Here is a 25,097-nt window from a genome sequence, read left to right as displayed (position 1 = left end):
TATGTTCATCGTTATTTATAATGGCTTTAAAAAATCATGTCTTATCCAGAACCATCTTTGAACTGTTCTTTATGCCCACGCCTTCATGCATTTATTGCTCAGTGGCGATTAACAGAACCGCAATGGTATAATGCACCTGTTAAGCCTTTTTTACCGCAGTCTGGCATTGATACAACGCGCCTTTTAATTGTTGGACTAGCACCAGGACTGCGTGGTGCCAATCGAACAGGTCGACCTTTTACGGGTGACTATGCGGGTGTTCTTCTTTATTCATCATTAAAAAAATTTGGATTTGCAACAGGACAGTTTGATGCGCGCCCTGATGATAGTCTTCAACTGATTGACACAACAATCGTCAATGCGGTGCGATGTGTGCCACCTGAGAATAAACCATTAGGCAATGAAATAAATACGTGTCAACAATTTTTCTCACCTCTTTTGAAAAATTTGCCTCATTTAAGTGCAGTTATAACACTTGGAACAATCGCCCATCAATCAACCATAAAAGCTCTAGGAGAAAAAATTAACGCACATCCATTTGGCCACGGAAAAATAACAAATATCGGTCGTTTACGCATATTTTCCAGCTATCATTGTTCACGCTACAACACAAATACGGGACGTTTAAGCGAAGATATGTTTCATGATATTTTTGCATCTGTACAAAATTATTTACAAACACGCTCTTCTTAAATTCGTTCGCTAAAAATATTAAACGGTTTTACACACTATACATTCACTACTGCAGCGTTCATGTAATATTAGCCGCGATCACGCAATAATCTTGATTTTTCACGGTTCCAATCTCGTTTTTTTTCTGTTTCTCGCTTATCATGTAATTTTTTACCGCGGGCTAAAGCCATTTCAAGTTTTGCACGCCCGCGATCATTAAAGTATAATTTAAGGGGAACTACTGTCATACCATCGCGCGAAATAGATTGAAACAAGCGTGACATTTCCCGTTTAGATACAAGAAGTTTACGCAAACGTCTTGGTTCGTGATTAAAGCGATTGCCTTGTATATATTCGGGAATATAAGAATTGATAAGCCAAAATTCGCCATTTTCGAAGCTTGCATAACTTTCTGCGATATTGGCATGATTAGCACGCAAGGACTTTACCTCAGTTCCATGCAAAACCAAGCCAGCTTCAAACGTATCAAGAATTTCAAAATTAAAACGCGCCTTGCGATTATCTGCAAGAATTTTGCGCGCTGATCCTGTGTTTTTTTTATTCATAAGCGCAAAATGGCAACTTTCTTATTCTTTTACAAGACCTGCATGACGCAACGCGTCATCTATAGTTTTTTTAGTGCTTTCCTCAAGCATTACCATGGGAGAGCGAACATAGTCTGAACTCAAACCCAGTTTTTTCGCAGCATATTTAACACCTGCCGGATTAGGCTCAATAAACAAAGAACGATGAAGCGGCGCCAGAAGATCATTAATCTTGCGAGCCTTTGCGTAATCACCATTTTGGCAAGCCTGTTGCATTTGTGCGCATAATTTTGGTGCTATATTCGATGTAACAGAAATACAACCCACCCCACCATGTGCATTAAAACCTAATGCTGTGTTATCATCACCAGACAATTGGATGAACTCGTGACCACATTTTTCACGTTGTTCACTTACCCGTTCAACTTTACATGTTGCGTCTTTTACACCAATGATCGTTTTAAAATCATGGCAAAGCTTTGCCATTGTTTCAACATTCACGTCGACAATGGAACGCCCGGGAATATTATAAATGATGATAGGTATGGAAACCGCTTGTGCAATCGTTGAAAAATGGGTGTAAAGCCCCTTCTGGCTCGGCTTATTATAATAAGGGGAAACAACCAAAACAGCATCTGCACCTGCAGCTTGTGCATGTTTTGCTAATTCAACAGCTTCAAGCGTACTATTGCTACCTGCCCCAGCGATAACGGGAATACGTTTTGCAACCTGCTTTACACACAATTCAACCACACACTTATGTTCGTCATGGCTTAGTGTTGGTGATTCACCAGTTGTGCCAACTGGAACAACACCATTTATCCCCTGTCCAATCTGCCATTCGACAAATTGACAAAACGTTGTTTCATCAACATTTCCATTCTCATCAAAAGGTGTGATAAGTGCACTCAGCGCTCCCTTGAGCATATTAAACTCCGAATTATAGATCCCATTGCGAGATATTTGCTTTTCATTTTTATCATAAATCATAGTCTTGCCATAGGAATGACGCAAGTTGAATATATCTTATAAAGAGAATATTATTTAAAAGAACTAAGATCGTGCACATATAAGACTTTATTAACTGCACTTTCATGCAATCGTTCTCAAATTCGGTGAGACTGTGTATCTCTACAGCATTTTATTGAATAGGTGATGACGTATGAAACGTAATTTTCAATCACGGCTTATTTCAACAAGCACTTTTTGTGTCATCATGAGTTGCGCTGGAATGCCTATGTCTTTCGCACTGCAATCGTCCTCTTTACCACAAACTGGACCTGTACCACTTGCAAGCCCTTTCGCATCAACACCTAAAGGAACAGGTCCCTTTGATTCTCATAGTTTCATAAAAAAAACGCCCTCCTCCGCAAGTTCTGGGAAAAATCAGCAAACATTAAAAGCAGCTCTTGATGCTCTTTATTCTAAGGACATTTTAAAAACCCTATCCTTACGCAATACTTTAGCACAAGATAGCCTTGATCGTGATATTCTTGACTGGTCAATCGCGATGTCTGGGATTAAAGGAATTTCAAGTTGTGACATTCAAAAAATTACTTATAAATTAAGTGATTGGCCAGGCCAAAATACAATGCAACGCAATTTTGAAGAAGCGCTTGCAGATGAAGTGCACTTACCACCAATCACTATTGCTGCCTTTAAAAATCGCACGCCACTTACAGCCAAGGGGATGGTTGTTTTAGGTCGCGCATTAATGATAGAAGGCGAAATAGAAAAAGCGCACCAACTTATTGCACCTTGGTGGCAAAACGCGAAACTTAACACATCTGAAGAACAGCTCATATTATCGACATTTGGGGATATTTTAACAACAAATGATCACCTTTCACGTATGCGATCGATGCTTTATGCCTATCGTATAAATTCCGCAGAACGTGTTGCAAAACTGGCAAAAGCGCATTCGCTTTATGCAGGCTTTGCCGCAGTTGCTCGTAACGAATCAAATGCCAAACAAAAACTCACAGCAGTTGATAAAAAATGGCATAACGATCCCGTTTTTCTTTTTGCAAAAATTCAATATTTGCGTCGTTCTGGACACTATGATGCAGCTGCTGATATTATGTTTAAAGCACCTAAAGATGCAAAAGCGTTAACGGATCCCGATGTATGGTGGATTGAAAGACGCGTTTTATCTCGTGAAATGCTTGATATAAATAAGCCAAAATTGGCCTATCAGCTTGCAGCCGCACATGCCGCTGAAAGTCCTACAATGGCAGCGGATGCAGAATTTCATGCAGGCTGGTATGCGTTGCGTTTTATGAATGACCCACAAACTGCCATGACCCATTTCAATCGTATTTTGCAACTTTCCTCGCGTCCGCTTTCGTTATCTCGTGGTTATTATTGGATTGGGCGCAGTGCCCAAGCGCAAGGTAATAGCCAAGCAGCAAAGGATGCATTTCAACGTGCTGCTCATTTTGGCACAACATATTATGGACAATTAGCCGCTTCAAAACTTGGGGGGGTGAAACTTGACATTCCATATCCTAAAGCATCAGTAACAGACCGAGAAAATTTCGCCGCTCGGCAATCTGTCATGGCAATTAAGCGTCTTGAAACGATTGGCTATGCAGATCGTGCACGTCTTCTATATAACGAACTGGCACATGAACTAAAAACGCCAGGAGAAATGGCGTTACTTGCAGTCATGGCAGAAAAAAATGGCGATCATTATACCAGTTTACGCATTGGTAAAAATGCTGTTCTTCGAGGCATGGATGTTGGCTCACTTTCACATCCCCTTGGGGCCATACCTGAGCAAGCAAATATTTCTGCATCGGGAAAAGCTCTCGCTTATTCTATTGCACGTCAAGAAAGTGAATTTAACCCAAAAGCTGTATCTGTTGCTGGAGCACAAGGCATTTTGCAATTATTACCTGCAACTGCAAAGTCAGTTGCAGCAAAACATTCTATCGCCTGGTCACCGCAAAAACTGATTAGTGATGCGGGTTATAATGCGACATTAGGCGCACATTTTTTGGGGGAGCAGCTTGCTCGTTTTAATGGCTCGTATATTTTAACCTTTATTGGTTATAATGCCGGACCACGCCGAGCAAATGAATGGATTGCACGATATGGCGACCCACGTGGTCAAAATATTGATGATGTCGTTGATTGGGTTGAACGTATTCCTTATACAGAAACGCGCAATTATGTTATGCGTGTGATGGAAAATTATCAAGTTTATAAATCAAGACTGTCAGGGCAAAGTGATATAAAAACGGATCTTGTTTCTGGCCGGCGTTAATCAATAAGCCAAGACATTATAATCATAAAAACATGTTAAGTGTTAAAATTTAATCTGGTTGATGACAAGATTTATACCATTGCTCATTCTCATTTAATAGCCAAATACACTTATCATCAAGGATCAAACTTAAATGTGAGAGATTCATTGTTTTAATCATTTTTTGCGTAGCTTCATCTGTTGCCACATGCTCATCAGAAACCTCAAGAACACCCAGTGTCATTTTTGGTAATAAAGTGGTCATAATACGAAGTTCTGGTTCAAAACGATCATCATCACTAATAGTGCTTGAATCCATTTCATCATAAATTATAAATCCCGGTTTTAATTGTTCAATTTGATGTATGAAATCAAAACGATCAATATTAATCGGCAATGGGCCACTTAATGTCAATGAATCTTTTGAGAGTGTAAGAATTAAACCTTTATTTTCACTATTTTTAGGCAAAATGATTTGCGAGGTTATCGTGTCAATACTCTCCATCGCACGAACAATATGAATAAGTTTTTCTTGGGTTTCACGATCTGGTGCAAGTCCGCGTAAAATTACCGAGCTTCCCTTTAAATCGTAAGAAAACCATTCATATTGCGTCATTAACTCTGTCAATTGAGCTGTTCGTTGTCGCTGCGCAAGACCACCGCCAAACCAAACTATCATCACAACAAGAAAAAATATAAAAGTAACAACAGGCCAAAATATTTTGCGTATGAACATATAATTACCAAAATTCTAAAAATATCCTTATAAGATCAAGACCTCATCAAAGATAAAAACATTAAAACGCCTTTAAACTAGAAACTTCAAACTGAGAAGAGATGGCAGGGTCAAATAAGCCTAAATCTCGAAAAAAAACAAAAATAGTTTTATTTAAAAAATTTATTCTTGAAGAAAATCATCATTTTAAAAAATTGATTTTAAAATTGCTATTCACAGCTATTCAGAAGGCGCTCTAAATATCATACTTTCAGGACGCTTTCTGCATGTCCGAGTCATATAAATCAATTATAATAATATTTATGAGCTCACGACCACTTCAAAACCTTCAAATTCAGGAAGCCCGGTAAATAAATTTTTACGTTCGCTAGCATTTTTATGGGCATCTTTAAACTGTTCAGATTTTGTCCATTGAATAAAATCGCCTTTTGATTTCCATAAAACGAGAGAAGAAATGAGTGTTATTTCAGACGATTCTTGTGTGTCACAGCGTAAAAGTTGAAATTGTATAAAACCAGACAATTCAGCCAAACGTGATTGTCGATTTTTCCATACTTGCTCAAATTCATCTTCGCATCCTTTTATAACTTGGAAACGATTCATCGCAATATACATAGCATTTATTCTCCAATTATAAGATAAGATATCTGCTATTAAAAACCTTTTAAGAAGATTTGCAACTTTTTTCTTGACTAATTTTATCATGTTTTATATTAAAGCACTATCAACGCTCAGGACGTTGTAAATTTGCTCAGCCAGCCTTAAACTTGCAAGCCAAGCGCTTTTTTAATGAGAGGCTCTTACAAAAGTTTGGAAATTGGGTATGTATATTAAGCGAAGAATGAAGTGGAAAAGCTGTGTAGCTTTAAGCGTGGTGTGTTTTTCAATGCCACTGCCGGCATTTTCTCAAAATAATAACCGCGAAAATATCAACGAACTTGACACTGTGATTGTCACATCACAGCCACAGAAAACGCTTAATACACCAACTGTTTTAACCAATCGTCATACAGCACAGGACATTGAAAACAAACAAATTGATGATGTTCATGATATAGGACGTCTTGATCCATCCATAACGTATAATTCCACGAATGATAGCTTTACTATACGCGGACTGAGCGACAATCGAATTCTGACGACTATTGATGGCATAAGATTACCCTGGTTAAGCGACTCATCACGCGGTATCAAAGGTGGCATATCCATGTTTGACTTTGCGTCTTTATCCACAATCGATATTATTAATGGAGCGGATTCAAGCCTATACGGTTCAGGTGCCTTAGGTGGTGTTGTTGCCTTAAGAACCTTGGATCCTGAAGATATACTATCGCCTGATAAAAATTGGGGAAGTATAACTAAGGGAAGTTATGATTCAATTGATCGTAGTTGGCACATTGATGAGGCATTTGCTGTGCGCGCCAATCAAACCTACGCGCTCTTCCAAGGGGGATATGTCAGAGGTAAAAAGCGTGAAAATAACGGTCTTGGTGGCGGCTATGGTCTTGATCGCGTTGAAGAAAATCCTGCTGATTATGATCAAAATAATTTGTTATTTAAAATCTATCAACATATTGATGGTACACAGCGGCTTGGCTTTACGGCTGAGCGGTTCGATTTTGATAAAGATATTGATAGCTTAAATGCTTCTACAACAATTTATAGAGTGGGTTCAGTTAAAAATGAACAAAAAAAAAGACGTGAGCGTCTTTCCCTCTCATATGATTATAATGGTGGTGGTTCTTTAATTGATGAGGCTCATGCGATTGTTTATTGGCAAAGACAAAGAACCAATGACGACACATCCGCCGATCGAATCTCAATACCACGTGGTTATTATTCACGCGATAATATGATGCGTAATATAAGTTTTGGTATAAATGCTGCTGGCTTAAAAATGGTTGAGATTGGCGACACGATCCACACATTACGTATCGCAACGGATGCGTCTTCATCAAAATTTCAGCAATATGCAGCGGGTGAAGATAGCTGCCCTTCAGCACCATTTCCTCCTCAATATTTTGGTTGTCAATTTCTTTATACCAACCAGTCTGATGCCCCAAATACCGATAGTACAAGTTTTGGTATTAGTTTTGAGGATGAGATCAGTTTTTTTGACAATCGTTTTCGTTTAACACCTGGCGTAAGATATGACTGGTATGATCACCGTCCACAAAAAACAGGAAGTTATGAAAACGCTGCAGGATTTTCTGGATATCCTTCCAATAATAGTGGTTCACGTTTGTCACCTAAGGTTCGCTTGGAATGGGATGCAATTAATAAACTCACCCTTTATGCCCAATGGGCACAAGCTTTTCGCGCACCTAGTGTTACAGAACTTTATTTAAATTATACAAATCCCGGATTTTATTATATTGCCGGTAATCCTGAATTAAAACATGAAACAAGTAATGGATATGATATTGGCGCATTATTAGGTGATAATCATCTTGGTGGGGCGCTCAGTCTTTTTTCAAATTATTATCGCAATTTCATAGATACGATTGATTATGGTGCCGATAGTGAATTTCTGCTTTCCAGACAACAATATATTAATCGAGCCCGCGTTAGAATTTCAGGCATCGAAGCGCGTGCCCATTGGGTGTTGTCAAATGGATGGCACACAAATGCCGCACTTGCCTATGCTGAAGGCAAAGACACAGAAACAGATGAACATTTAAATTCAATACCCGCACTTAAAGGTGTTCTTGGCGTCGGTTATGCCGAAGAAAAATGGGGATCTGATATAACATTAACAGCAACAGCCAAACGTAATAAGGTCGAAAAAAATTCAGATTTTGCTAAAACACCAGGATATACATTGGTAGACTTAACAGGCTGGTGGGAGCCGGTTGGTAAAAAAGGTCCTCGAATTAAAGCTGGCGTCTATAATCTTTTTGACAAAAGATATTGGAATGCGGTTGATCTTCCTGCCTCTTCATCAACACCAAAAGACTATTTTAGTGAACCTGGGCGGAGTTTCAAAGTATCCATAGTTCAAAAATTTTAATAAAAAAATGAAAAAATAATTATTGTTGCAACAAAAAACATGATAAAAATAATCATGTTTTTTGTTTAAATTGAGTCTTTCATGCAAAATATCACACAAAAAAACCATAATGAGTGCTCGGTCGCGTCAAAAAGAAAACGCCACTATGACAGTAAAACGCTTTTTGGCGATGCTCAAGAAGTGTTTATTACGCATGAAAATTTAACCTACTGACTTAAAATAACCCGCTTTGGCAAACTTATTTTGAATAAATAATCAAGGAATAGAAAATGTCTCTTACTGCTGTAAAAATTCTAGCACTTCGTGAAGAAAATAAAGATATGCGTGAGCGGGAATTTGCGAAATCGATTGGTATATCCGAAGCGGAACTTGTTGAAGCCTATTGTGCAAATGGGAGTACTCATCGCATACGTGTTGATGTTCCGACATTTTTAAATGAAGCTGTCAAACTTGGTGAAGTGATGGCTTTGACACGTAATGAAGGAGCTGTGAATGAAAGAATAGGACATTTTCAAAAAATCATTCCAGGAGAAAACGTTTCGTTAACTCTAGGTGAGATTGATCTTCGAATTTTTCAAAATAATTGGAAATTTGGATTTGTCCGAGAAATGCATGTTCACGATCGTTTGGTCAAAAGTTTTCAATTTTTTGATGCCTATGGAGAAGCTGTTTTTAAACTTTACCCTAAAGCTGAAACAAATGTAGAAGAATGGGATAAACTTATTAAACGATTAGCCCAAGATAGTCCAAAGGAATCTATACAAGTTTTACCTTTGCCTTCACCCGAAAGCCATGAAGCGGATATACCAAACATTGAAGAATTTCGTGAACGTTGGGAAAAAATGACTGATGTTCATCAACTTCATAATATTTTAAAAGAATTTAACATCAGTCGCTATGATGCAGTAAAATTTGTCGGCGAAAAATTTGCCAATCCCTTAGATAAAAATGCCATCGAGAAAATGTTTGAAGGAGCAGTCGAGCACAAAATACCCATTATGTGTTTTGTTGGCAATCGTGGGTGCATACAAATTTTCACTGGTAAAGTAGAAAAGATTCAAATGTATGGTGCATGGTTTAATGTTTTAGACGAAAAGTTTAATCTTCATTTGTTAACAACCGAAATTGATAAAATTTGGCATGTTCGTAAACCAACAAGTGATGGCTATGTCAGCTCTTTAGAAGCTTTCAATCGTCATGGTGACATGATTATTCAATTTTTTGGTGAGCGTAAAGAAGGAACAGGTGAAAGGGAAGACTGGCGTTCTCTTTTATCAACACTTCCTGCTCTTAAACAAATGGCGGTTGCGTGAATATATTATGATCGTATTTACAATGCTTAAAAATGCACATCTATCAAGACTATATTTTAACATTCATAGTGTCATACTTTTTACATTACGCTTGTGTGTTTTCTTTTTTAGTGTTTTGATTTTAAATATATTTTCTACACATTATGTTTGGTCAATAGAAGTTCATCGTTTTGAAGATACAACACGCATCGTTTCTGTAGGAGGTGCGCTTACAGAAATCGTCTACGCATTAGACGCGCAAAATGATCTTATTGCTCGTGATACAACAAGCATGTATCCATCTGATGCTTTAAAATTGCCAGACATAGGTTATATGCGCGCACTTTCTCCAGAAGGCATTTTATCCTTAAACCCTCATGGAATATTATTGGTGGAGGGAAGTGGTCCATCGACAACAATCGAAATATTAGCCAATACGTCTGTTCCAATGATTGTGGTTCCAGAAAATTTTACGAAAGAAGGCATTATTGAAAAAATAAAAATAATTGGTCAAGCACTTCATCGTGAAAAACAATCAAACGAATTAATTAAAAAAGTTGTAGAAGAATTTAAAATCAATGACGACTTTTTAAACACTATTAAAAAACCTAAAAAAATTCTTTTTGCATTGTCTGTACAAAACGGAAGAGTAATGGCATCGGGAAAAAACACAGCAGCTGATGGCGTTATAAAATTATCGGGCGCAGTCAATGCCATTAATGAATTTGAAGGATATAAAATCCTCAATGATGAGGCTATAATTAATGCTGCACCAGATTTAATCTTGATGATGGATCACGGTGGGGTCAACACATCGATTGAAGATGTCATGAAAATACCTTCAGTCACAACAACACCTGCTGCAAAAAATAAAGCAGTTATAAAAATGGATGGGCTTTATCTTCTTAGTTTTGGACCCAGAACGCCTTTGGCTGTGCGTGAATTGGCACATGCGCTTTATGGCAAAAGCGACCAAAATACACGCGCGAATAGAACACATTGAATTTTTGACGATAAAGACTGTGATTGAACACAAAAGACAATGCAAATTATCCTTCAAAACCATCATGGGTAAAAGTTTTTAATTATCAGGTTTTAAAGATGGCAAACAAAACATTAAAACCATCATCTTTTATTGGTGATCGTCGTCATCGTGGGCGATTGGCGTTAATTATTTTGTTTTTATGTCTTTTAGTCAGCCTATGGTTTGGTGCCATCAGTGGTCCATACGATGTATCAATCATAAAACTTATACAAACGCTATTTGTGGAAGGTTTTGAAAAAGGAGCTTCAAGTCGTGATTATCTTGTTCTCGTCAATATCAGATTTCCACGCATTCTCCTTGGCCTTATGGTTGGTTCAGCATTAGCTGTTTCTGGAGTTCTCATGCAAGGCCTTTTTAGAAACCCTTTGGCGGACCCCGGTATTATGGGCGTTTCAGCAGGTGCAGGACTGGGTGCTGTTCTCATCATTGTGTTAGGAGCCTCTCTGCCTGTTGCTTTTACAAATTATTTTGGCTCCTTTTCAATCATTCTTGGTTCTTTTATTGGAGGTTTAATAACAACCTTTTTTCTTTATGCTGTTGCAACCCGCAATAGGCAAACATCAATTGCAACAATGCTTCTTGCAGGCATTGCATTAGGCGCATTATCAGGTGCGGCATTAGGTATTTTGGTTTTTATAGCCAATGATCAACAATTGCGTGACATTACTTTTTGGAATTTAGGCTCTCTTGCTGGCGCTACGTGGTCGCGTATTGGTTTGGCTTTACCATTTATTTTATTGGGTCTTTTTATTGCACCTTTTTTAGCACAACCTCTGAATGCGCTTTCTCTTGGTGAATCTGTCGCTGGACATTTAGGATTTTCCATACAACGAATTAAAAATCTTGCAATCTGCCTTGTTGCGCTCATGTGCGGTGGCGCTGTCGCTGTAAGTGGTGGAATCGGTTTTATTGGCATTGTGGTGCCCCATATATTACGATTAACAATTGGTCCCAATCATCGTTATCTTATTCCTTGTTCAGCACTTTTAGGCGCAATTTTGCTCATTCTTGCTGATACATTTTCACGTTACATTGTTGCGCCCAGTGAATTGCCAATTGGTATTGTTACCGCTTTATTTGGCGCACCTATTTTTCTTTGGATTTTATTGAAACAACGCGGGATTCTTGAGCAATGATAAAAACAGAAAAATTAAATGCCTTTAGAGGGAAAAACAAAATTTTACATGAGATTGATTTTCAAGCAAAAGCAGGCGAAATAACCACAATTGTCGGACCCAATGGATCTGGAAAAACAACTTTTATGAAAGTATTAAGCGGTGATTTACCCTATCAAGGCAAGATCTATTTTAATGGGACCGATCTTAAATCTATGAATCATGCTCAATTGGCTCTCATTCGTGCTGTTTTACCACAATCAACATCAATGAGTTTTCCTTTTCTTGTCCGTGAGGTGGTTGAACTGGGGCTTTCTTCTGGACAAAATATTAACGAAGAACAACGAATGATACTGCCTGAGCGTGCTTTGCAAAAAGTTGATCTTCAAGGTTATGAACCCCGCTATTATCAAGAATTGTCAGGGGGCGAGCAAGCTCGTGTGCAACTTGCCCGTGTGCTTTGTCAAATATGGGAACCAGTCTATCATGAAAATCCTTGTTGGCTTTTACTTGATGAGCCAGTCGCCAGTCTTGATATTCATCACCAAATGATTGTTATGCAAATAGCACAGCAATTTTCTCGTTCTGGTGGCGGTGTTCTGGCTATTCTTCATGATTTGAATTTAGCCGCACATTATAGCGACAAAATTGTTTTACTTCAGCAAGGAAAAGTCATAGAAGAAGGCACTCCAAAAACTGTTCTTACAACAGAAAATATTCGCAAAGTTTATCAATGCAATCTTACAGTGGGCGCACTGCCTGCTCAAAATGTTCCCTTTATATTACCACAATCTGCTTCATATTAAATCATGCATCTTTTTTTTGAATTTCAGGTTCACCGAGAGAAAGCATTAAGCGATTAGCCCAATTAAAAAAACTGGACGAATGAATAATATCAATAATTTCTTCGTCATTAAATCCAGCGTCGTGTAAAGCAGCTATATGCGAAGAAGAAAATGTCGATGGTGTTTCTGACAAGGCTACTGAAGCCTTGACGAGTGCATCCCATCTTTTTCCGAGCTCAACACTCACACCTTCTTTTAAAAGTTTATCAATATCTTCAGTTTTTTTTGAATAATGTTCTGCATGTCGCGCATGAACGGATGCACAATAAATACACCCATTAAAACGTGAGGTAGCAGCCGCTGCCAATTCTCGCTCAGCACGTGATAATCCATCCTTAACATTATAAAAAATATCTTTATCTGTCAGTGTACGAGCTTCCAATATATCAGGATCACGGGCCAATAATGTAAAATATGTCGACTTTGCGCGTGCAGAATCAACAAGAGCTTGACGTTGACGATCTGTTAAATCAGTCTCATCAATAGGATCAATCCAAGCAAACCAATCCAAAAAATCACGTGAAAATACATTTGGAACTAGATGAGTCATCTCAGTTTTCAGCGTCTTCTTATTCATTCTAAACACTCCAAATATATTATCATCAACGATCAGGTTTTTCGATCACTCATAGACTGATCTTTACCAAGTCGACTTTCATGAGCTAAGATTAGCGTTTTGGCTTTCTTTCAAAACACTCAAACCTGTTGCCAATCGCAATTGAAAACTTAAAAAAGCGATCAATTGTGATAATGTGACTATTGAATTATCATCCCAATTTGTATCTGACAAATGCACTAAATGCTCTTTTTTACTATCACGTGGATGAAAAATAAGACGATGTGCATGCTCTAATCCACTTGAAAGCTTCGCTCCTAAAATATCATGCAAGTCTTTCTCTAAAGACCAGTGAAGCCCATCAACATTTTCAACTTTTAAAGGACCATCAGGATAATTTCCATAAGGTCCATGAGTTTTTGCACGATGTCCAGCCGAAGAAATAGGTTCTAGCAAATCTGGTGCTATATGAGTGAGCAAAGCTGTATAATGTTGAATGGCAGATTTATGATCATGAAGCATGGCTACAAAACTCGCCATTGCAAAACGCTCCGTTTGAAGAAATGATTGCGTTTCAACATTAAATAAAGAATCATAACTTTTTTGAATATATTCAATTGATAAAGGTCGGCGTTGTCTTAATAAAAGCGATGTACCAACAAGCTGATCAATAATATCTTTTTTTGTCATTTTATCTTAATCCTTATAGAAGGTTTACTTAAGATAAAGCAGAATAATAGCCTCAATTTACGAATTTAAGACTATATAGCAAGCTTTATGCCAAGGGATGGAGCCACTTCTTTCGCCGTCAATTCAATGGATTTCATAATGTCATCATGGGGTGGGTCTACTGAATGCACCTGAAAAACAATATCTGTCGCTCTTTCTAATGCCGTATCTTTTTTTAAAGACTGTATAACGTCTTCAGGTGTACCAACATGTTGATCAAAGGCAGCAATTAAATCATCTAATTTTTCTGTTTTGGTGTATTGTCCTACCTTTTCAAAACGCTTTGCTGCTTTTTTTAATCCTTTCTCAGCCATAGCTCTTGCATAGGCGCGATCTGAACTTACAAATAAACTGCGCGATGCCATAATTCTTGGTTGAACATTATCAGGAAGAGCATCAAGATATGCATCAATAATAGGATTTTGAATATCATCTAAGGGTGCATCTTCCATGCCTTTTGGACGCGGTTGTGTGCGTGATAACATCAGTCCATCTTCACTTTCGCCTGCTAGTTTTCCGCCCAAAGGCGAAAATGTCGCCATCCAAAAATGATCGAGCAAATGAGAAGCACCGGGATAAAGATAACTTCCTGCGTGCAGGTCTTTGCCTGCAAGCGCCTTGCGCAAGATTGTTAAATTATGCCCATAAATGTCTCCTCGCTTATCTGGATCCACACCAAAAGCTTCAAAAGATTCGCGCGTTCCACCTGTTCCAAAGCCAAGTTCAATACGTCCATTCGCCAGCAAATCAAAAACAGCTGCATCTTCAGCAACGCGTATTGGGTTTTCCATGGAAAGTGTAATAACACCTGTGCCAAGACGGATCTGGCGCGTTTTTGCGGCTAAGTAAGAAAGAAAAACAAAGGGAGAAGGCAAACCGCCCTCATCAGGATGAAAATGATGTTGTGCAACCCAAGCCGTGTGAAACCCAAGGTGCTCTGCGTGAAGTATTTGTTTTTCGGCCAAGCTATAACGTTCTTCAGCAGACACATTATCGAGAATACGCGAAAAAAAACCTAAACGTTTTATATTTTTTGTCATTGATACAGTCTCAAATTCATAAAAAAAGACGCAATGTCATTTTACTTAAAAATATCGTTAGAAATTAGTTAAAACAAAGTATAACACTCTAGCCCTATTGAAGTGACGAAATCGTTTTTTTTAAAATTTCTTTAAAAATGAAAAAAAAATCTAAAATTATGGATTATATGATTTGATAAGTATTATTTAGTGCACTGTAATATGTTTAAACTTATATTAAAACATGCAAAATAATGCATTCTAAATCAATTATTTTTATAGCAGTAATTGTAAAATAAAAACATATGATGAGTGATTTTTTTAGATATCGTAGCTCAGATTGAGCACGATTGTATTTAGCTTAAATAAATATTGATTTAAATCGTATTGTAAAATGCATAAAGCCATTTTTTATTATTGCCATCTAATCATCATTATAAACGGATAAATTTAAAGTAAAATAAAACGTAAAAATACATTCTATAGCAAAGTTCTATCAATCTTTATGAATTGATCCGAAAAAGATGGAATATTTGTTTCTGAATTCAAGCTAATTTTAAATCACATGAGATAATAAAATCAAAACTGGCGGAGAGGAAGGGATTCGAACCCTCGAGAGCCTTTTGAGCCCTACTCCCTTAGCAGGGGAGCGCCTTCGACCACTCGGCCACCTCTCCAAGAACGGGGAATAAACGGATTGAAGAAGAAGTTCAAGCGATTTTGCGTTTTTTCGACAAATTAATCTTCACTTCTTAAGTGATCAAGAATAATTAAAGATTTTTTACCCAATATGAAATCTTATTATGCCTTGAATATATTATTCCTTAACACAAAGAAGGAATCAGATTTTAGAAAAAAATTTTTAAAACACATTTCATCACGCCCATAAAATCAAAATTAAAAAACATTTAAATTTATTAAAAGATGTTCCTTATACATAAAGAGTGTTATCATCTAATGTTAGTCAAACAACGTTTTTTTAAATGTTAGAATTGAAATTTTAAAAACAGTTTTGATTCGTTCTAAAAAAAACAAAACGTGTTGTTAATTTTCTCAAATAATCCGTTTTACACAATGTAAATTGTTAACAAATCGTCGAAAAATAGCCTTTAATGAATCAAAATTGTGTCTTTTTTGCAACAATCATGGCGGATATGCATTGCATAACCCCTCTTTATGTCTTTTCTTAGTTGAATCCTATAAAACGACAGCTATGTTCACCTCATGAAGAAGGAGCGCTTGTGTGCGACTTTTTCGGTTAAGGGGATCGGGATTCATTTCTGAACTTTAGACCCCGACCCAATTTAAACTTTGACTGGAGGTCAGATATGAACATTAAGAGCCTTCTTCTCGGCTCCGCTGCAGCGCTTGTTGCAGTTTCTGGTGCACGTGCAGCTGATATTGTTGTTGCAGAACCAGAGCCCGTTGAATACGTACGCGTTTGCGATGCATATGGTGCAGGATATTTCTACATTCCTGGTACAGAAACTTGCATGCGTCTTTCTGGTTATGTCCGCGCTGATATTAAAGGCGGAGATAATGTATATGCTCGTACACGTGACAGTAGAGATCGTGATACATATGCTTGGCGTACACGTGCAACACTTCGTTTCCACACAGCTTCAGAAACTGAACTTGGAACATTGCGCACTTTTATAGAGTTACGCTCGCAATGGGATGGTGGTGCTGAATACAACAATGCTGATGATAGCGCTTCAGGTCAACTTCGTTTCGCTTTCATCGAACTTGGTGGATTGCGCGTTGGTATGGATGAATCAATTTTCAGCCATTGGACAGGTTACTTTGGTAATGTAATCAACGATGATGTTGCAAATCCAGCTGCTTATGACCGTACAAATGTTATCAGCTATACATTCAATGCTGGAAACGGTTTCTCTGCAATTTTGGGACTTGAACAAGGCACAGATGATCATATCGATTCAATAGGCTATAAATATGGCTTTGTTGGTGACGTTGCTAATAATCACGTGAAAGAATTAAGTGGTCAAATTGATGACTATACACCAAATGTTATTGGTGGTTTGAAATTTGTTCAAGGTTGGGGTGGTTTATCAGCAGTTGCTGCTTATGATGCATACTATGAAGAATGGGCTGCAAAAGTTCGCCTTGATTTAAATGTCACTGATCAGTGGAATGTTTGGGTCATGGGTGGTTATAAATCAGCTGATGATGTCTACAACATAGATAATTCTTATACTCCCCGCGCTTATAATGGCGGTCTAGGAATTCGTCATGGTGTTTATCGTCAAGTTAATTCTATTTATGGTGATTGGGGTGGTGACTGGTCTGTTTGGGGCGGTACAACCTTTAAATTTAATCCAAAAACAAGCTTCAATGCTCAAGTTTCATACGACGATTCAGACTTATTTGCTGCATCAGTTAACTTGATCTATGAATTGGTTCCTGGGCTTACAATTACTCCTGAATTGACATATGTTTCTTGGGATAATGATTATAGCGTACGTAATCAATCTAACACGATTAACATTGTTGACTCTTTAAAAGGTCAAGATGCGTTCCAAGGTATGGTTCGTTTACAACGTTCATTCTAAATTTTTAGTATCGAACAAAAAAACCGGTGGCATTTGCTGCCGGTTTTTTATTTGTACGTTTTCAAAAAAAATTGGCTTAAATTTTAAAATAATGAATACAACCTTAAAGCCTATTTTATAATTATTTTGTACTTTTTATATCCGCATAGAGATAGCTCTTGTTATGCTCCAGATTTAAGTTATGACCATCCCTTTTTCGCAATAAGCAACGATAGTCTCCCAATTTTTACCATTACTAACATTGTCCAAGTCAGGCAAAAGTTTGCTCTACAATCCATCTTAGAGAGACGACAACAAAGATTTTTAAACTGTCAATACTTCGAATACGCCCAATAGAAAAGTTTTTAACGTGAGACATAGCCGTTGCGCGTTTATCACCTGCATTCCTTTCTATTGGAGAAAAATTTCGTCATTGTGAGATATGTCCTAGAGCTTGTTCAATAATGTCGAAAGCTTGTTGCTGTCCTAAATGTCAGCGATATATCCAATAGCTGTGAGCCATTGCCGTATGTGTCGGTTAGAATATAGTGCTGGCCAGCCTTGATATTCTTGATAACCGTGCAGATATCAACTTTCAGTCTTTTTCACTCACTAGACAACAATAATAGAAAGTATTGGTGTAGGACTGCGTTCATCAAAAATACGGTTCAGTCCACCAAGCCGCGTTAATCAAAGAAATTTTTTTTTCGCCGGTGACAGAAATAATGTTATAGTGTCGCGTAAGATCGAAAGCCTTTAAAAGTGAATGCCACTGTTAACCCGTAGACACAATTATTGGATAGCATACTTGATATTAAAAGGTTTATGATCTATGGACGTTCTTCAGCCTTTAAGTAACGCTGAAAACATCTCTATAATTTGTCTCTCATTGCTAGAACTTTAGCTTTCATAACGTTTATAATTTCTCTCATATGGTTTATGAGTGATTTTGGTCCACTTCAACTGAACCTCTATCGTTGTCATAAAACAATGAAGCATAAACGACTGAAATCATTTAAATGGATGATCAGTCTGGCTTTTAGGTAAACTTCTCTTTATAGTGAATATTTTATTTAAATAATTATTATTAACCTTTTGATAAATTAGAAAATTATAATTAAGTTTTTTATAAAAACCTTTTTTTATAAATATATTTTGATAAGCAAAAAGATCATACTCACCATAAAGCAATTAAAAGATCTCATTATAGCTGATTAAAGTTAATCATTTATATTTTACATTTTTTGTTTTTTTCCAAAAGATGAAAAACATAGTTTTTTGCTTCTTCAATGGCTGTATTAAGGTGTTTTCCTAGAGCAATATGACACGCTATTGCAGTTGATAATATACAACCAGTACCTCTCATGGAGGTATTTATACGAGGATTGGTAAAGATTTTTTGGGTAGATGTGTTTAATAATATATCATTTGACGTTTTACCTGCAGCATGTCCGCCTTTAATCAAAATGTTTGGTACACCAAAATTAAAAATGTTTTTTGCCTGTTCTATGGCTATGAGCTCATTTTCAGCAAGTTCGCTATTGCTTAAACGAGAAAGTTCAAAGAGATTGGGCGTTACGCAATAACAATGTTTTAATAGTTTTGCTTTTATAGCATCAATACAGGCATTATCAACTAAATAACCGCCTGAAGACGCCATAATAACAGGATCAAAAATCACTGGTACCACTGGATAGGCAGTGAGTATTTGCGTGATTGCGTCAATACTATCAGACGTGCCCGTCATACCAATTTTTATAGCATCAATCTTTTGCGCTTGAAGTACAGCCGACATTTGATGAGCAATTATTTCACCTGATATGGGATGTTTTTGTGAGACACACATATCATCTTGGACATTGACAGATGTAATGGCAATACTTGCATCAACCCGCATATGTGCCGCAGTTTCAATATCACGAACAATACCTGCTCCACCTGTTGGATCTGTCCCTGCAACAATTAAAATTCGCGGATTTAACGCCATTTTTCTGTCACCTTAATCCACTCTTCCACTCGCTTTTCAGGATGATCGTTAAAAAGAATATCCGTAACCACTGCTGCACTATTCGCGCCAGATTCTAAAACTTCAACACCTCTTTGCGGTGTCAACCCACCAATAGCGACAAGTGGAATATCACCGATGAGAAATTTCCATTGTTTTATTTTTTCAAGACCTTGTGGTGCCCATTTCATTTTTTTTAAAATTGTCGGATAAATAGGCCCAAGTGCGATATAATCAGGGTTTAATGTTTTGGCTATAGTAAGTTCTGCACGATCATGTGTGCTTATACCCAATTTAATACCTGATTGTTTTATAAGATTTACATCTGCATTTACTAAATCTTCTTGCCCAAGATGAATGAACTGACATTTTTCTTCGATAGCAATTTTCCAATAATCATTGATAACAAGTTGACAATCATAGTTTTGACAAATGATTTTAGCTAGTTGAATGTGCGCCCGCAATTCTTCTTCACTCACATTTTTCATCCGCAATTGAACGAGTTTGATACCATGGGGGACCAAACGTTCTATCCATTCAGCGCTATCGACAATAAGATAAGTCGGATCAAGTTTCATGAAAATACCGCCTGACCAATAACAGGTGTAGAAGGAACCGCAACATCACGTGGTTCCAACATGCCTGCTTTATAGGCATCACGTCCTGCTTCAATAGCTTTAGCGAATGCTTGAGCCATAAGAACAGGATCTCCTGCTTTTGCAACAGCCGTATTAAGAAGAACACCATCATAGCCAAGCTCCATAGAAACCGCAGCATGAGAAGGACGACCAATGCCTGCATCAACAATCAATGTAAAATCAGGAAAATGCGCACGCAAAGCACGCAAACCATCAGTATCACGTGGTCCCCTAGCCGAGCCAATGGGGGCACACCAAGGCATAATAACTTTGCATCCAATATTAGCAAGTTTTTCTGCAACAATGAGGTCATCCGTTGTATAGGGAAAAACCTCAAAACCATCTTCTGTTAAAATACGGGCGGCTTCTACAAGAGCAAAAACATCAGGTTGAAGTGTATCAGAATTGCCGATGACTTCGAGTTTTATCCATTTTGTTTTAAAAAGATCACGCGCCATTTTAGCTGTTGTAACCGCTTCTTTTACACTGTAACAACCAGCGGTATTAGGTAAAACTGTGACATTAAGATCTTTAATTAATGACCAAAACTGACCACCTTGTTGCCCGCCAGCTGTTTCACGACGAAGAGATACGGTAACAATTTCACTTCCTGAGGCATTAACAGCATCACGCAAAATTGCTGGTGAAGGATATTGCGCAGTACCAAGCATCAGATGTGATGAAAATTCTTTATCATAGAGTGTAAGCACTATCTTATCCTCCCTGCATAGGACTTAAGATTTCAATTTTATCGCCTTCTTGCAAAAGATAGGTTTTGCGTTGTTGGGCGCTAATAACCTCTGAATTTACAGCTGTTGCAAGCCAATCCCCTTCAAATGCCAATTCTTCTAGCAATGCAGCAAGATGAGATGCTTGTATGTCAACTGTTTCACTATTCACAAAAACTTTCATGTTTTAATCCATTATACATTGTGTGACTTTACGCGCCATTTCAGGCGCGAGCAAAAAACCGTGACGATAAAATCCATTGATTGAAATTTTGTTGCCAATTTGTTTTACGCGTGGAAAATTATCTGGATATGATGGACGCAAAGCAACACCCGCCTCAATAATTTCAGCTTCTGCAAATGCTGGATGAAGAGTATAGGCTGCATTTAATAATTCCATCATAGAACGTGCAGTTATTTTTCCTGTCCACGCGCTTTCAATCATTGTAGCTCCAATCATAAAAAGATGATCATCCCTTGGAACAATATAAAGCGGAATTCTAGGATGCAAGAGACGTATGGGTCTTGAAAATGTAATGTCATCCGTTTTCACAAGCAACATTTCACCACGAACGCCGCGCAAATCCTTATCATTATCAAGATAAGCTATACCTGTTGCATCAATAATATAATCAAAATCATTCTCATTTATTTTATCGTCTTTATTGTTGAGAGTGATAAAAGATACATTCTTTTCTTGCAATTTTTGTTTAAGCGCAAGCAAAGCTTTTCTAGGATCAATATGGGCTTCTTTATCAAAAAATAACCCCCGATCAAACCGACCTGCAAGATCAGCTTCCAAGACACCTATTTCTTCAGCATTCAATTTTTTATAATTTTTTGTGCGTGTACAAAAACGTTCAAGTTCTTTAAAATCACGGCTAGGGGCAACCACTAACGTGCCTTTATGTGTTACATATTCTGGTAAAGCTTGATCCCACCATGACATAGCTTTCAACCCAAAATCTTCAACACATTGTTCTGCGCTTTCGCGCTCACAAAATGGTGCAAGCATGCCACCAGCATACCAACTTGCTGCACCAATTGGTGCATTATTTGGCGCAAGAACTGTTACATCAGCGCCCGTTTGCATTAATTGATACGCACTGGTTAATCCAGCAACGCCACTTCCTTTTACAAGAATTTTTTTCATCAATAATGTATCTTTTCACTTTCTCTTTTTTTTATATTTATTTTAAGTGCAATTAAGAAAAAATAATAGAAATTTAATTTGTATGATTTTAATTTTTATGGCTTTTATTATAAAATTAACAAACCTGTATCTTCAACATAAAATTAAAAAAGGATAACATATAAAAGAAAGAGTTTATCTTGTTTTATGGCCACAATTTCTTTTAACTTTCACTGTTCGTTCTGTCTAAAATTAACATATATATGATGTCTGCATGATAGATTTTTTTTCAAAATTTAAATATAAAAATTTTTTTATTTTCTAACATAATAAGCACCATCTTTTAAGTTTTGTTGTTATGGTTGTTTTGTCAAGTCGTGTGACAATAATATGAGTAAAAATAAAGACATATTCTTTGCAAACATATCTTACGCCTTATCAAAGACAAAGCCCTATGACTGTTATAGAATTTAGATCAACGCTAGCGTCATTAAATAAAGAAATGCATCAAACGAAATTTAAGCCTTTTCCTTTTCAAAAGGCAGGATAACCGCGACGATGAGAAGTGCCCAACCAATAATGTTGATCGCTCCCCCCAATGGCGCTGCATAAGGCAAAGGATAAGCATCAGCAATTTCACGCAGAAAAATGGCACTCGAAAATAGACTTGTCCCGATGATGATCATTGTTCCAGATAATCGCATGACGATATTAGTTTTATAGGCAACAAAAAGACCCAGTAAAAAAGCAGCATTACCCAATAATATAGGCGCAAGAAAACTATAATATCCACCAATATGTGCTGCTGCTGCGTAAGCTGCTATACCCATAGCACCATAAAAACCTGCAAAGCCGCCGAAAATGCGTTGACTAAGACTTGACATAGTTATTTTTTATCTCTCTCAAAATTTGCTTCTTTAAAAGCATGTTCAAAAGCTTCTGTTTCATTATCTTGTCGCACACTTACTCTGATACAATAGTCAATATGTTTGGACATTGGATTTCTTACAAAAATACCACGCGATAATAGTCTCCCTAAAAGAGTTTGAGCATAAGCTGCATCTTGTCCACAATGAATTGTTACAACTTTGCTCGCTGACGGAAGCGCTATCATAGCATGAGCTTGAGCAATTTTAACGATTTTTTGTCGTTGACGTGCAATTTAGATCAATATTTCCTTCAAATATATTTGATCTAAAAGCGCTTGTTTTACTGCTGCGTGTGCTAGTCGATTGACAGAAAAATGATCACATATTTTATGAATGGGATTGATTAGCTTTTTATCAGCAAAAGCATAACCACATCGTAACCCTGCCAAACCATATGCTTTAGAAAACGTTCGCATACGTAATACATTTGGCCAAGTTGTTTGTTCGCTTAATTTTGTATCTATGGATACAAATCCACCATCTGCTTCATCAAGAATACATAAAGTTTCTGGGCATAGTTTTTCTATAAATTTTACAATTGCATTCTTATCGTGCCATGTTCCTAAAGGATTATCTGGATTGGCGAGATAGACAATTTTTGCATAATGTTTATATGCAGCATGTGCTAATCCATCTAAATCAACATATCCAATTTTATAAGCAACAAAAACAATTTTGCCACCATATCCATGAACATGATAATCAAATGTTGGATATCCTCCCAATGAATTTACCGCAACATCTCCTAGATTCATATATTGACGTAACGTTAAACCTAATAATGCATCAATAGCAACACCATTTGTTATCATGCTTAAATCAATATCATAAAACTGAGCGAATGCACTAAGCAAATTATAATATTCTGGATCGCCATATTGCTAAATCGAATACGCTTCTTTTTGTATTGTCTCAATTACAAATGGTGAAGGACCAAAATTGTTTTCATTCGCACCAAGCCGTGCAATGAAAGAGCTTGTCCTTTATCGTTCTAATGTTTCAGGCTCAACAAAAGGAACTGTTGGCTGTAATAATCTTATAAGAGAGATTGTCATAGGATAGCGCGTTTGAGGTGACTTTTTTATATTCCGCAATTCATCATAACTTGATGAGAAGAAGTTATGTATTTTTAAAATAAATAATAAATTTATTTGAACATGATCCAATGATTGGATCGTTTATTACTAAAAACCTGACTTAGAAAATGTTAAATATCAAATTTTCCGCATAAATTATTGACATTTATAAAACGAAAGATCATCTCAAAATTATTGCAAATATTTATTTTAAAGTGAGACTTAAGGGAGCGAAAATTGTCTCAAATAAAATCACATTATCCATCAAACCATTATCAAAAAGACTAATTTTTGGATCTTTTTTTACAGAATAATTGAGATAAAAAGAAGATTGCTATTGCTTATAATTTTTAGCCTATATTGCTGACATCACCTTTTGAAATAAAAGATATTTCAAGAAAACATAGATAGTTTTTTTCTAAATAAAACGATAATTTTTAATGATTTTTTATATAGAATTTTGTTATCAGGCAGCTTAATAATGGCCTTAGGTGCTCAAAATGCCCATGTTATAAGATCAGGCTTATTAGGTAAAGATGTTTTGAATACCTCTTTGACCTGTTTTTTATGTGATTTTCTTCTTATGGTTTTTGGTGTTTTTCTTTTAGGCGAATTAACGATAATTAATATCTATGTTAATATTACTATTTGTATATTATCAATAGTTTTTCTATTATGTTATTCCGTAAATGCATTCATACAGGCCTATAAATCCAAAGCAGCCTATGAAACGCGTGACCATCAATTATTGATGCGTGATCCAATATGGAAAACCATTTTAACGACCTTAGCCGTTACTTTGTTAAATCCTCATGTTTATCTTGACACAGTTATAATCGTTGGCGATTATGCGTCATCATTATCAATGACCGATAAATATTTTTTTATTTCAGGGGCATTATTCTCATCATTTTGTTGGTTTTTCGCTTTAGGATATTTATCTTTCTATCTCAAAAATTATTTAAATAACATGAAAATATGGCAGATATTGAACATCGTTATCGGTATTTTTATGATATTTATAGCAATAAATATTGGTATTTATTTGATGAAAATCATTGCATAAAACAATTGTTAAACATGACTTTATTCGCACCATTATTTAAAGTTTCCAATCCTCCTAAAATTGGAACACTTCATAATAAACAAACTGTATCTTTTACAATGTGGTACACTCACGCGGTCGCATAAACTTTAAGACAATAGTGCTTAAAAGTCTTGCACAT

24 protein-coding genes, 1 tRNA gene and 1 pseudogene are annotated in these 25,097 nt (G+C 36.8%); 10 read left to right on the top strand and 16 right to left on the bottom strand.

All coding sequences use genetic code 11. The features are described 5' to 3' along the window. Window positions 1–36 precede the first annotated feature (36 nt). Complete coding sequence (locus tag ME5_RS05165) at window positions 37–693, top strand: uracil-DNA glycosylase (RefSeq protein ID WP_008039083.1); 657 nt, start codon at window positions 37–39, stop codon at window positions 691–693. A 68-nt stretch (window positions 694–761) separates the two neighbouring features. Here ME5_RS05165 and smpB read toward each other — a convergent pair whose 3' ends face one another. Together smpB and dapA are read right to left on the bottom strand one after the other, a co-directional pair. Then, a complete protein-coding gene (gene smpB / locus ME5_RS05160; protein ID WP_008039082.1) occupies window positions 762–1,238 on the bottom strand; it encodes an SsrA-binding protein SmpB in 477 nt (158 codons plus the stop codon). A gap of 21 nt (window positions 1,239–1,259) precedes the next feature. After that, the gene (gene dapA / locus ME5_RS05155) at window positions 1,260–2,144 is read right to left on the bottom strand and encodes a 4-hydroxy-tetrahydrodipicolinate synthase (protein WP_008039081.1); all 885 of its coding nucleotides are present in this window, start codon (window positions 2,142–2,144) and stop codon (window positions 1,260–1,262) included. Window positions 2,145–2,379: 235 nt separating this feature from the next. Between dapA and ME5_RS05150 the strand changes: the two genes are divergently transcribed. Beyond that, window positions 2,380–4,485: a lytic transglycosylase domain-containing protein gene (locus ME5_RS05150; RefSeq protein ID WP_008039080.1), complete on the top strand. Its 2,106-nt coding sequence runs from the start codon at window positions 2,380–2,382 to the stop codon at window positions 4,483–4,485. Between the two features lie 49 nt (window positions 4,486–4,534). On the opposite strand, the gene ME5_RS05145 is transcribed toward ME5_RS05150, so the two are convergent. Beyond that, a complete protein-coding gene (locus ME5_RS05145) occupies window positions 4,535–5,200 on the bottom strand; it encodes a hypothetical protein (protein ID WP_008039079.1) in 666 nt (221 codons plus the stop codon). Window positions 5,201–5,500: 300 nt separating this feature from the next. Continuing rightward, window positions 5,501–5,815 carry a heme-degrading protein HmuQ gene (hmuQ, locus tag ME5_RS05140; protein ID WP_008039077.1) on the bottom strand — a complete coding sequence of 105 codons (315 nt, stop codon included), beginning with the start codon at window positions 5,813–5,815 and terminating at the stop codon, window positions 5,501–5,503. 208 nt (window positions 5,816–6,023) lie between these two features. On the opposite strand from hmuQ, the gene ME5_RS05135 reads away from it, so the two are divergent. From ME5_RS05135 to ME5_RS05115, 5 genes are all read left to right on the top strand, one after another. Continuing rightward, on the top strand, window positions 6,024–8,210 hold the full coding sequence (locus ME5_RS05135) for a TonB-dependent hemoglobin/transferrin/lactoferrin family receptor (RefSeq protein WP_008039076.1): 2,187 nt from the start codon (window positions 6,024–6,026) through the stop codon (window positions 8,208–8,210). Between the two features lie 269 nt (window positions 8,211–8,479). After that, window positions 8,480–9,523, top strand: coding sequence for a hemin-degrading factor (locus tag ME5_RS05130; RefSeq protein ID WP_008039074.1), 1,044 nt, complete (start codon window positions 8,480–8,482; stop codon window positions 9,521–9,523). A 22-nt stretch (window positions 9,524–9,545) separates the two neighbouring features. Continuing rightward, window positions 9,546–10,505, top strand: coding sequence for a heme/hemin ABC transporter substrate-binding protein (locus ME5_RS05125; RefSeq protein ID WP_008039072.1), 960 nt, complete (start codon window positions 9,546–9,548; stop codon window positions 10,503–10,505). A gap of 98 nt (window positions 10,506–10,603) precedes the next feature. Then, window positions 10,604–11,683, top strand: a complete 1,080-nt coding sequence (locus ME5_RS05120) for a FecCD family ABC transporter permease (protein ID WP_008039048.1) — start codon at window positions 10,604–10,606, stop codon at window positions 11,681–11,683. After that, a complete protein-coding gene (locus ME5_RS05115; RefSeq protein WP_008039046.1) occupies window positions 11,680–12,468 on the top strand; it encodes a heme ABC transporter ATP-binding protein in 789 nt (262 codons plus the stop codon). The genes ME5_RS05120 and ME5_RS05115 overlap by 4 nt, the downstream gene beginning before the upstream one ends. Before the next feature lies 1 nt (window position 12,469). On the opposite strand, the gene ME5_RS05110 is transcribed toward ME5_RS05115, so the two are convergent. From ME5_RS05110 to ME5_RS05095, 4 genes are all read right to left on the bottom strand, one after another. Next, complete coding sequence (locus ME5_RS05110) at window positions 12,470–13,084, bottom strand: alkylhydroperoxidase domain protein (RefSeq protein ID WP_008039044.1); 615 nt, start codon at window positions 13,082–13,084, stop codon at window positions 12,470–12,472. Between the two features lie 78 nt (window positions 13,085–13,162). Further along, entirely contained in the window at window positions 13,163–13,753 is a 591-nt protein-coding gene (locus ME5_RS05105) for a CMD domain protein (protein WP_008039043.1), read from the bottom strand. A 71-nt stretch (window positions 13,754–13,824) separates the two neighbouring features. Further along, entirely contained in the window at window positions 13,825–14,832 is a 1,008-nt protein-coding gene (locus ME5_RS05100) for a putative FMN-dependent luciferase-like monooxygenase (RefSeq protein WP_008039042.1), read from the bottom strand. Window positions 14,833–15,397: 565 nt separating this feature from the next. Continuing rightward, window positions 15,398–15,488 (bottom strand) — tRNA-Ser (locus tag ME5_RS05095). A 651-nt stretch (window positions 15,489–16,139) separates the two neighbouring features. Here ME5_RS05095 and ME5_RS05090 point away from each other — a divergent pair. Continuing rightward, complete coding sequence (locus ME5_RS05090; RefSeq protein WP_008039041.1) at window positions 16,140–17,384, top strand: porin; 1,245 nt, start codon at window positions 16,140–16,142, stop codon at window positions 17,382–17,384. 1,207 nt (window positions 17,385–18,591) lie between these two features. Here the strand turns inward: ME5_RS05090 and thiD are convergent. From thiD to ME5_RS05045, 8 genes and pseudogenes are all read right to left on the bottom strand, one after another. Next, window positions 18,592–19,350 carry a bifunctional hydroxymethylpyrimidine kinase/phosphomethylpyrimidine kinase gene (gene thiD, locus ME5_RS05080; protein WP_008039040.1) on the bottom strand — a complete coding sequence of 253 codons (759 nt, stop codon included), beginning with the start codon at window positions 19,348–19,350 and terminating at the stop codon, window positions 18,592–18,594. Beyond that, window positions 19,341–19,946, bottom strand: a complete 606-nt coding sequence (locus ME5_RS05075) for a thiamine phosphate synthase (RefSeq protein ID WP_008039039.1) — start codon at window positions 19,944–19,946, stop codon at window positions 19,341–19,343. Before ME5_RS05075 ends, thiD begins: the two co-directional genes overlap by 10 nt. Continuing rightward, window positions 19,943–20,716: a thiazole synthase gene (locus ME5_RS05070; RefSeq protein WP_008039038.1), complete on the bottom strand. Its 774-nt coding sequence runs from the start codon at window positions 20,714–20,716 to the stop codon at window positions 19,943–19,945. The genes ME5_RS05075 and ME5_RS05070 overlap by 4 nt, the downstream gene beginning before the upstream one ends. 4 nt (window positions 20,717–20,720) lie before the next feature. Further along, complete coding sequence (gene thiS / locus ME5_RS05065; protein WP_008039037.1) at window positions 20,721–20,918, bottom strand: sulfur carrier protein ThiS; 198 nt, start codon at window positions 20,916–20,918, stop codon at window positions 20,721–20,723. 3 nt (window positions 20,919–20,921) lie between these two features. After that, entirely contained in the window at window positions 20,922–21,887 is a 966-nt protein-coding gene (thiO, locus tag ME5_RS05060; RefSeq protein WP_008039036.1) for a glycine oxidase ThiO, read from the bottom strand. A 497-nt stretch (window positions 21,888–22,384) separates the two neighbouring features. Further along, a complete protein-coding gene (locus tag ME5_RS05055; RefSeq protein WP_008039035.1) occupies window positions 22,385–22,750 on the bottom strand; it encodes a DUF423 domain-containing protein in 366 nt (121 codons plus the stop codon). Between the two features lie 2 nt (window positions 22,751–22,752). Further along, window positions 22,753–22,980, bottom strand: coding sequence for a hypothetical protein (locus ME5_RS05050; protein ID WP_008039034.1), 228 nt, complete (start codon window positions 22,978–22,980; stop codon window positions 22,753–22,755). Between the two features lie 48 nt (window positions 22,981–23,028). Continuing rightward, window positions 23,029–23,661, bottom strand: a pseudogene (locus ME5_RS05045) (aminotransferase class I/II-fold pyridoxal phosphate-dependent enzyme); the annotation flags it as partial. A 73-nt stretch (window positions 23,662–23,734) separates the two neighbouring features. Here ME5_RS05045 and ME5_RS10880 point away from each other — a divergent pair. Continuing rightward, window positions 23,735–23,857 carry a hypothetical protein gene (locus ME5_RS10880; RefSeq protein WP_280641513.1) on the top strand — a complete coding sequence of 41 codons (123 nt, stop codon included), beginning with the start codon at window positions 23,735–23,737 and terminating at the stop codon, window positions 23,855–23,857. A 495-nt stretch (window positions 23,858–24,352) separates the two neighbouring features. Next, window positions 24,353–24,937, top strand: coding sequence for a LysE/ArgO family amino acid transporter (locus ME5_RS05040; protein ID WP_008039028.1), 585 nt, complete (start codon window positions 24,353–24,355; stop codon window positions 24,935–24,937). Window positions 24,938–25,097 lie beyond the last annotated feature (160 nt).

This window comes from Bartonella tamiae Th239, from assembly GCF_000278275.1.
GTDB classification, from domain to species: domain Bacteria; phylum Pseudomonadota; class Alphaproteobacteria; order Rhizobiales; family Rhizobiaceae; genus Bartonella; species Bartonella tamiae.
Note: the sequence above shows the minus strand (reverse complement) of the source record. Positions and strands in the feature narration are given on the sequence as shown.

Coding starts and splice junctions, on each gene's coding strand:
- ME5_RS05165 (WP_008039083.1), top strand. CDS start 37: ATGTCTTATCCAGAACCATCTTTGAACTGTTCTTTATGCCCACGCCTT.
- ME5_RS05075 (WP_008039039.1), bottom strand. CDS start 19,946: ATGAAACTTGATCCGACTTATCTTATTGTCGATAGCGCTGAATGGATA.
- ME5_RS05105 (WP_008039043.1), bottom strand. CDS start 13,753: ATGACAAAAAAAGATATTATTGATCAGCTTGTTGGTACATCGCTTTTA.
- ME5_RS05150 (WP_008039080.1), top strand. CDS start 2,380: ATGAAACGTAATTTTCAATCACGGCTTATTTCAACAAGCACTTTTTGT.
- hmuQ (WP_008039077.1), bottom strand. CDS start 5,815: ATGTATATTGCGATGAATCGTTTCCAAGTTATAAAAGGATGCGAAGAT.
- ME5_RS05110 (WP_008039044.1), bottom strand. CDS start 13,084: ATGAATAAGAAGACGCTGAAAACTGAGATGACTCATCTAGTTCCAAAT.
- ME5_RS05120 (WP_008039048.1), top strand. CDS start 10,604: ATGGCAAACAAAACATTAAAACCATCATCTTTTATTGGTGATCGTCGT.
- ME5_RS05100 (WP_008039042.1), bottom strand. CDS start 14,832: ATGACAAAAAATATAAAACGTTTAGGTTTTTTTTCGCGTATTCTCGAT.
- smpB (WP_008039082.1), bottom strand. CDS start 1,238: ATGAATAAAAAAAACACAGGATCAGCGCGCAAAATTCTTGCAGATAAT.
- ME5_RS05145 (WP_008039079.1), bottom strand. CDS start 5,200: ATGTTCATACGCAAAATATTTTGGCCTGTTGTTACTTTTATATTTTTT.
- ME5_RS05040 (WP_008039028.1), top strand. CDS start 24,353: ATGGCCTTAGGTGCTCAAAATGCCCATGTTATAAGATCAGGCTTATTA.
- thiO (WP_008039036.1), bottom strand. CDS start 21,887: ATGAAAAAAATTCTTGTAAAAGGAAGTGGCGTTGCTGGATTAACCAGT.
- ME5_RS05090 (WP_008039041.1), top strand. CDS start 16,140: ATGAACATTAAGAGCCTTCTTCTCGGCTCCGCTGCAGCGCTTGTTGCA.
- dapA (WP_008039081.1), bottom strand. CDS start 2,144: ATGCTCAAGGGAGCGCTGAGTGCACTTATCACACCTTTTGATGAGAAT.
- ME5_RS05115 (WP_008039046.1), top strand. CDS start 11,680: ATGATAAAAACAGAAAAATTAAATGCCTTTAGAGGGAAAAACAAAATT.
- thiD (WP_008039040.1), bottom strand. CDS start 19,350: ATGGCGTTAAATCCGCGAATTTTAATTGTTGCAGGGACAGATCCAACA.
- ME5_RS05135 (WP_008039076.1), top strand. CDS start 6,024: ATGTATATTAAGCGAAGAATGAAGTGGAAAAGCTGTGTAGCTTTAAGC.
- ME5_RS05055 (WP_008039035.1), bottom strand. CDS start 22,750: ATGTCAAGTCTTAGTCAACGCATTTTCGGCGGCTTTGCAGGTTTTTAT.
- thiS (WP_008039037.1), bottom strand. CDS start 20,918: ATGAAAGTTTTTGTGAATAGTGAAACAGTTGACATACAAGCATCTCAT.
- ME5_RS05125 (WP_008039072.1), top strand. CDS start 9,546: ATGCTTAAAAATGCACATCTATCAAGACTATATTTTAACATTCATAGT.
- ME5_RS05050 (WP_008039034.1), bottom strand. CDS start 22,980: ATGATAGCGCTTCCGTCAGCGAGCAAAGTTGTAACAATTCATTGTGGA.
- ME5_RS05130 (WP_008039074.1), top strand. CDS start 8,480: ATGTCTCTTACTGCTGTAAAAATTCTAGCACTTCGTGAAGAAAATAAA.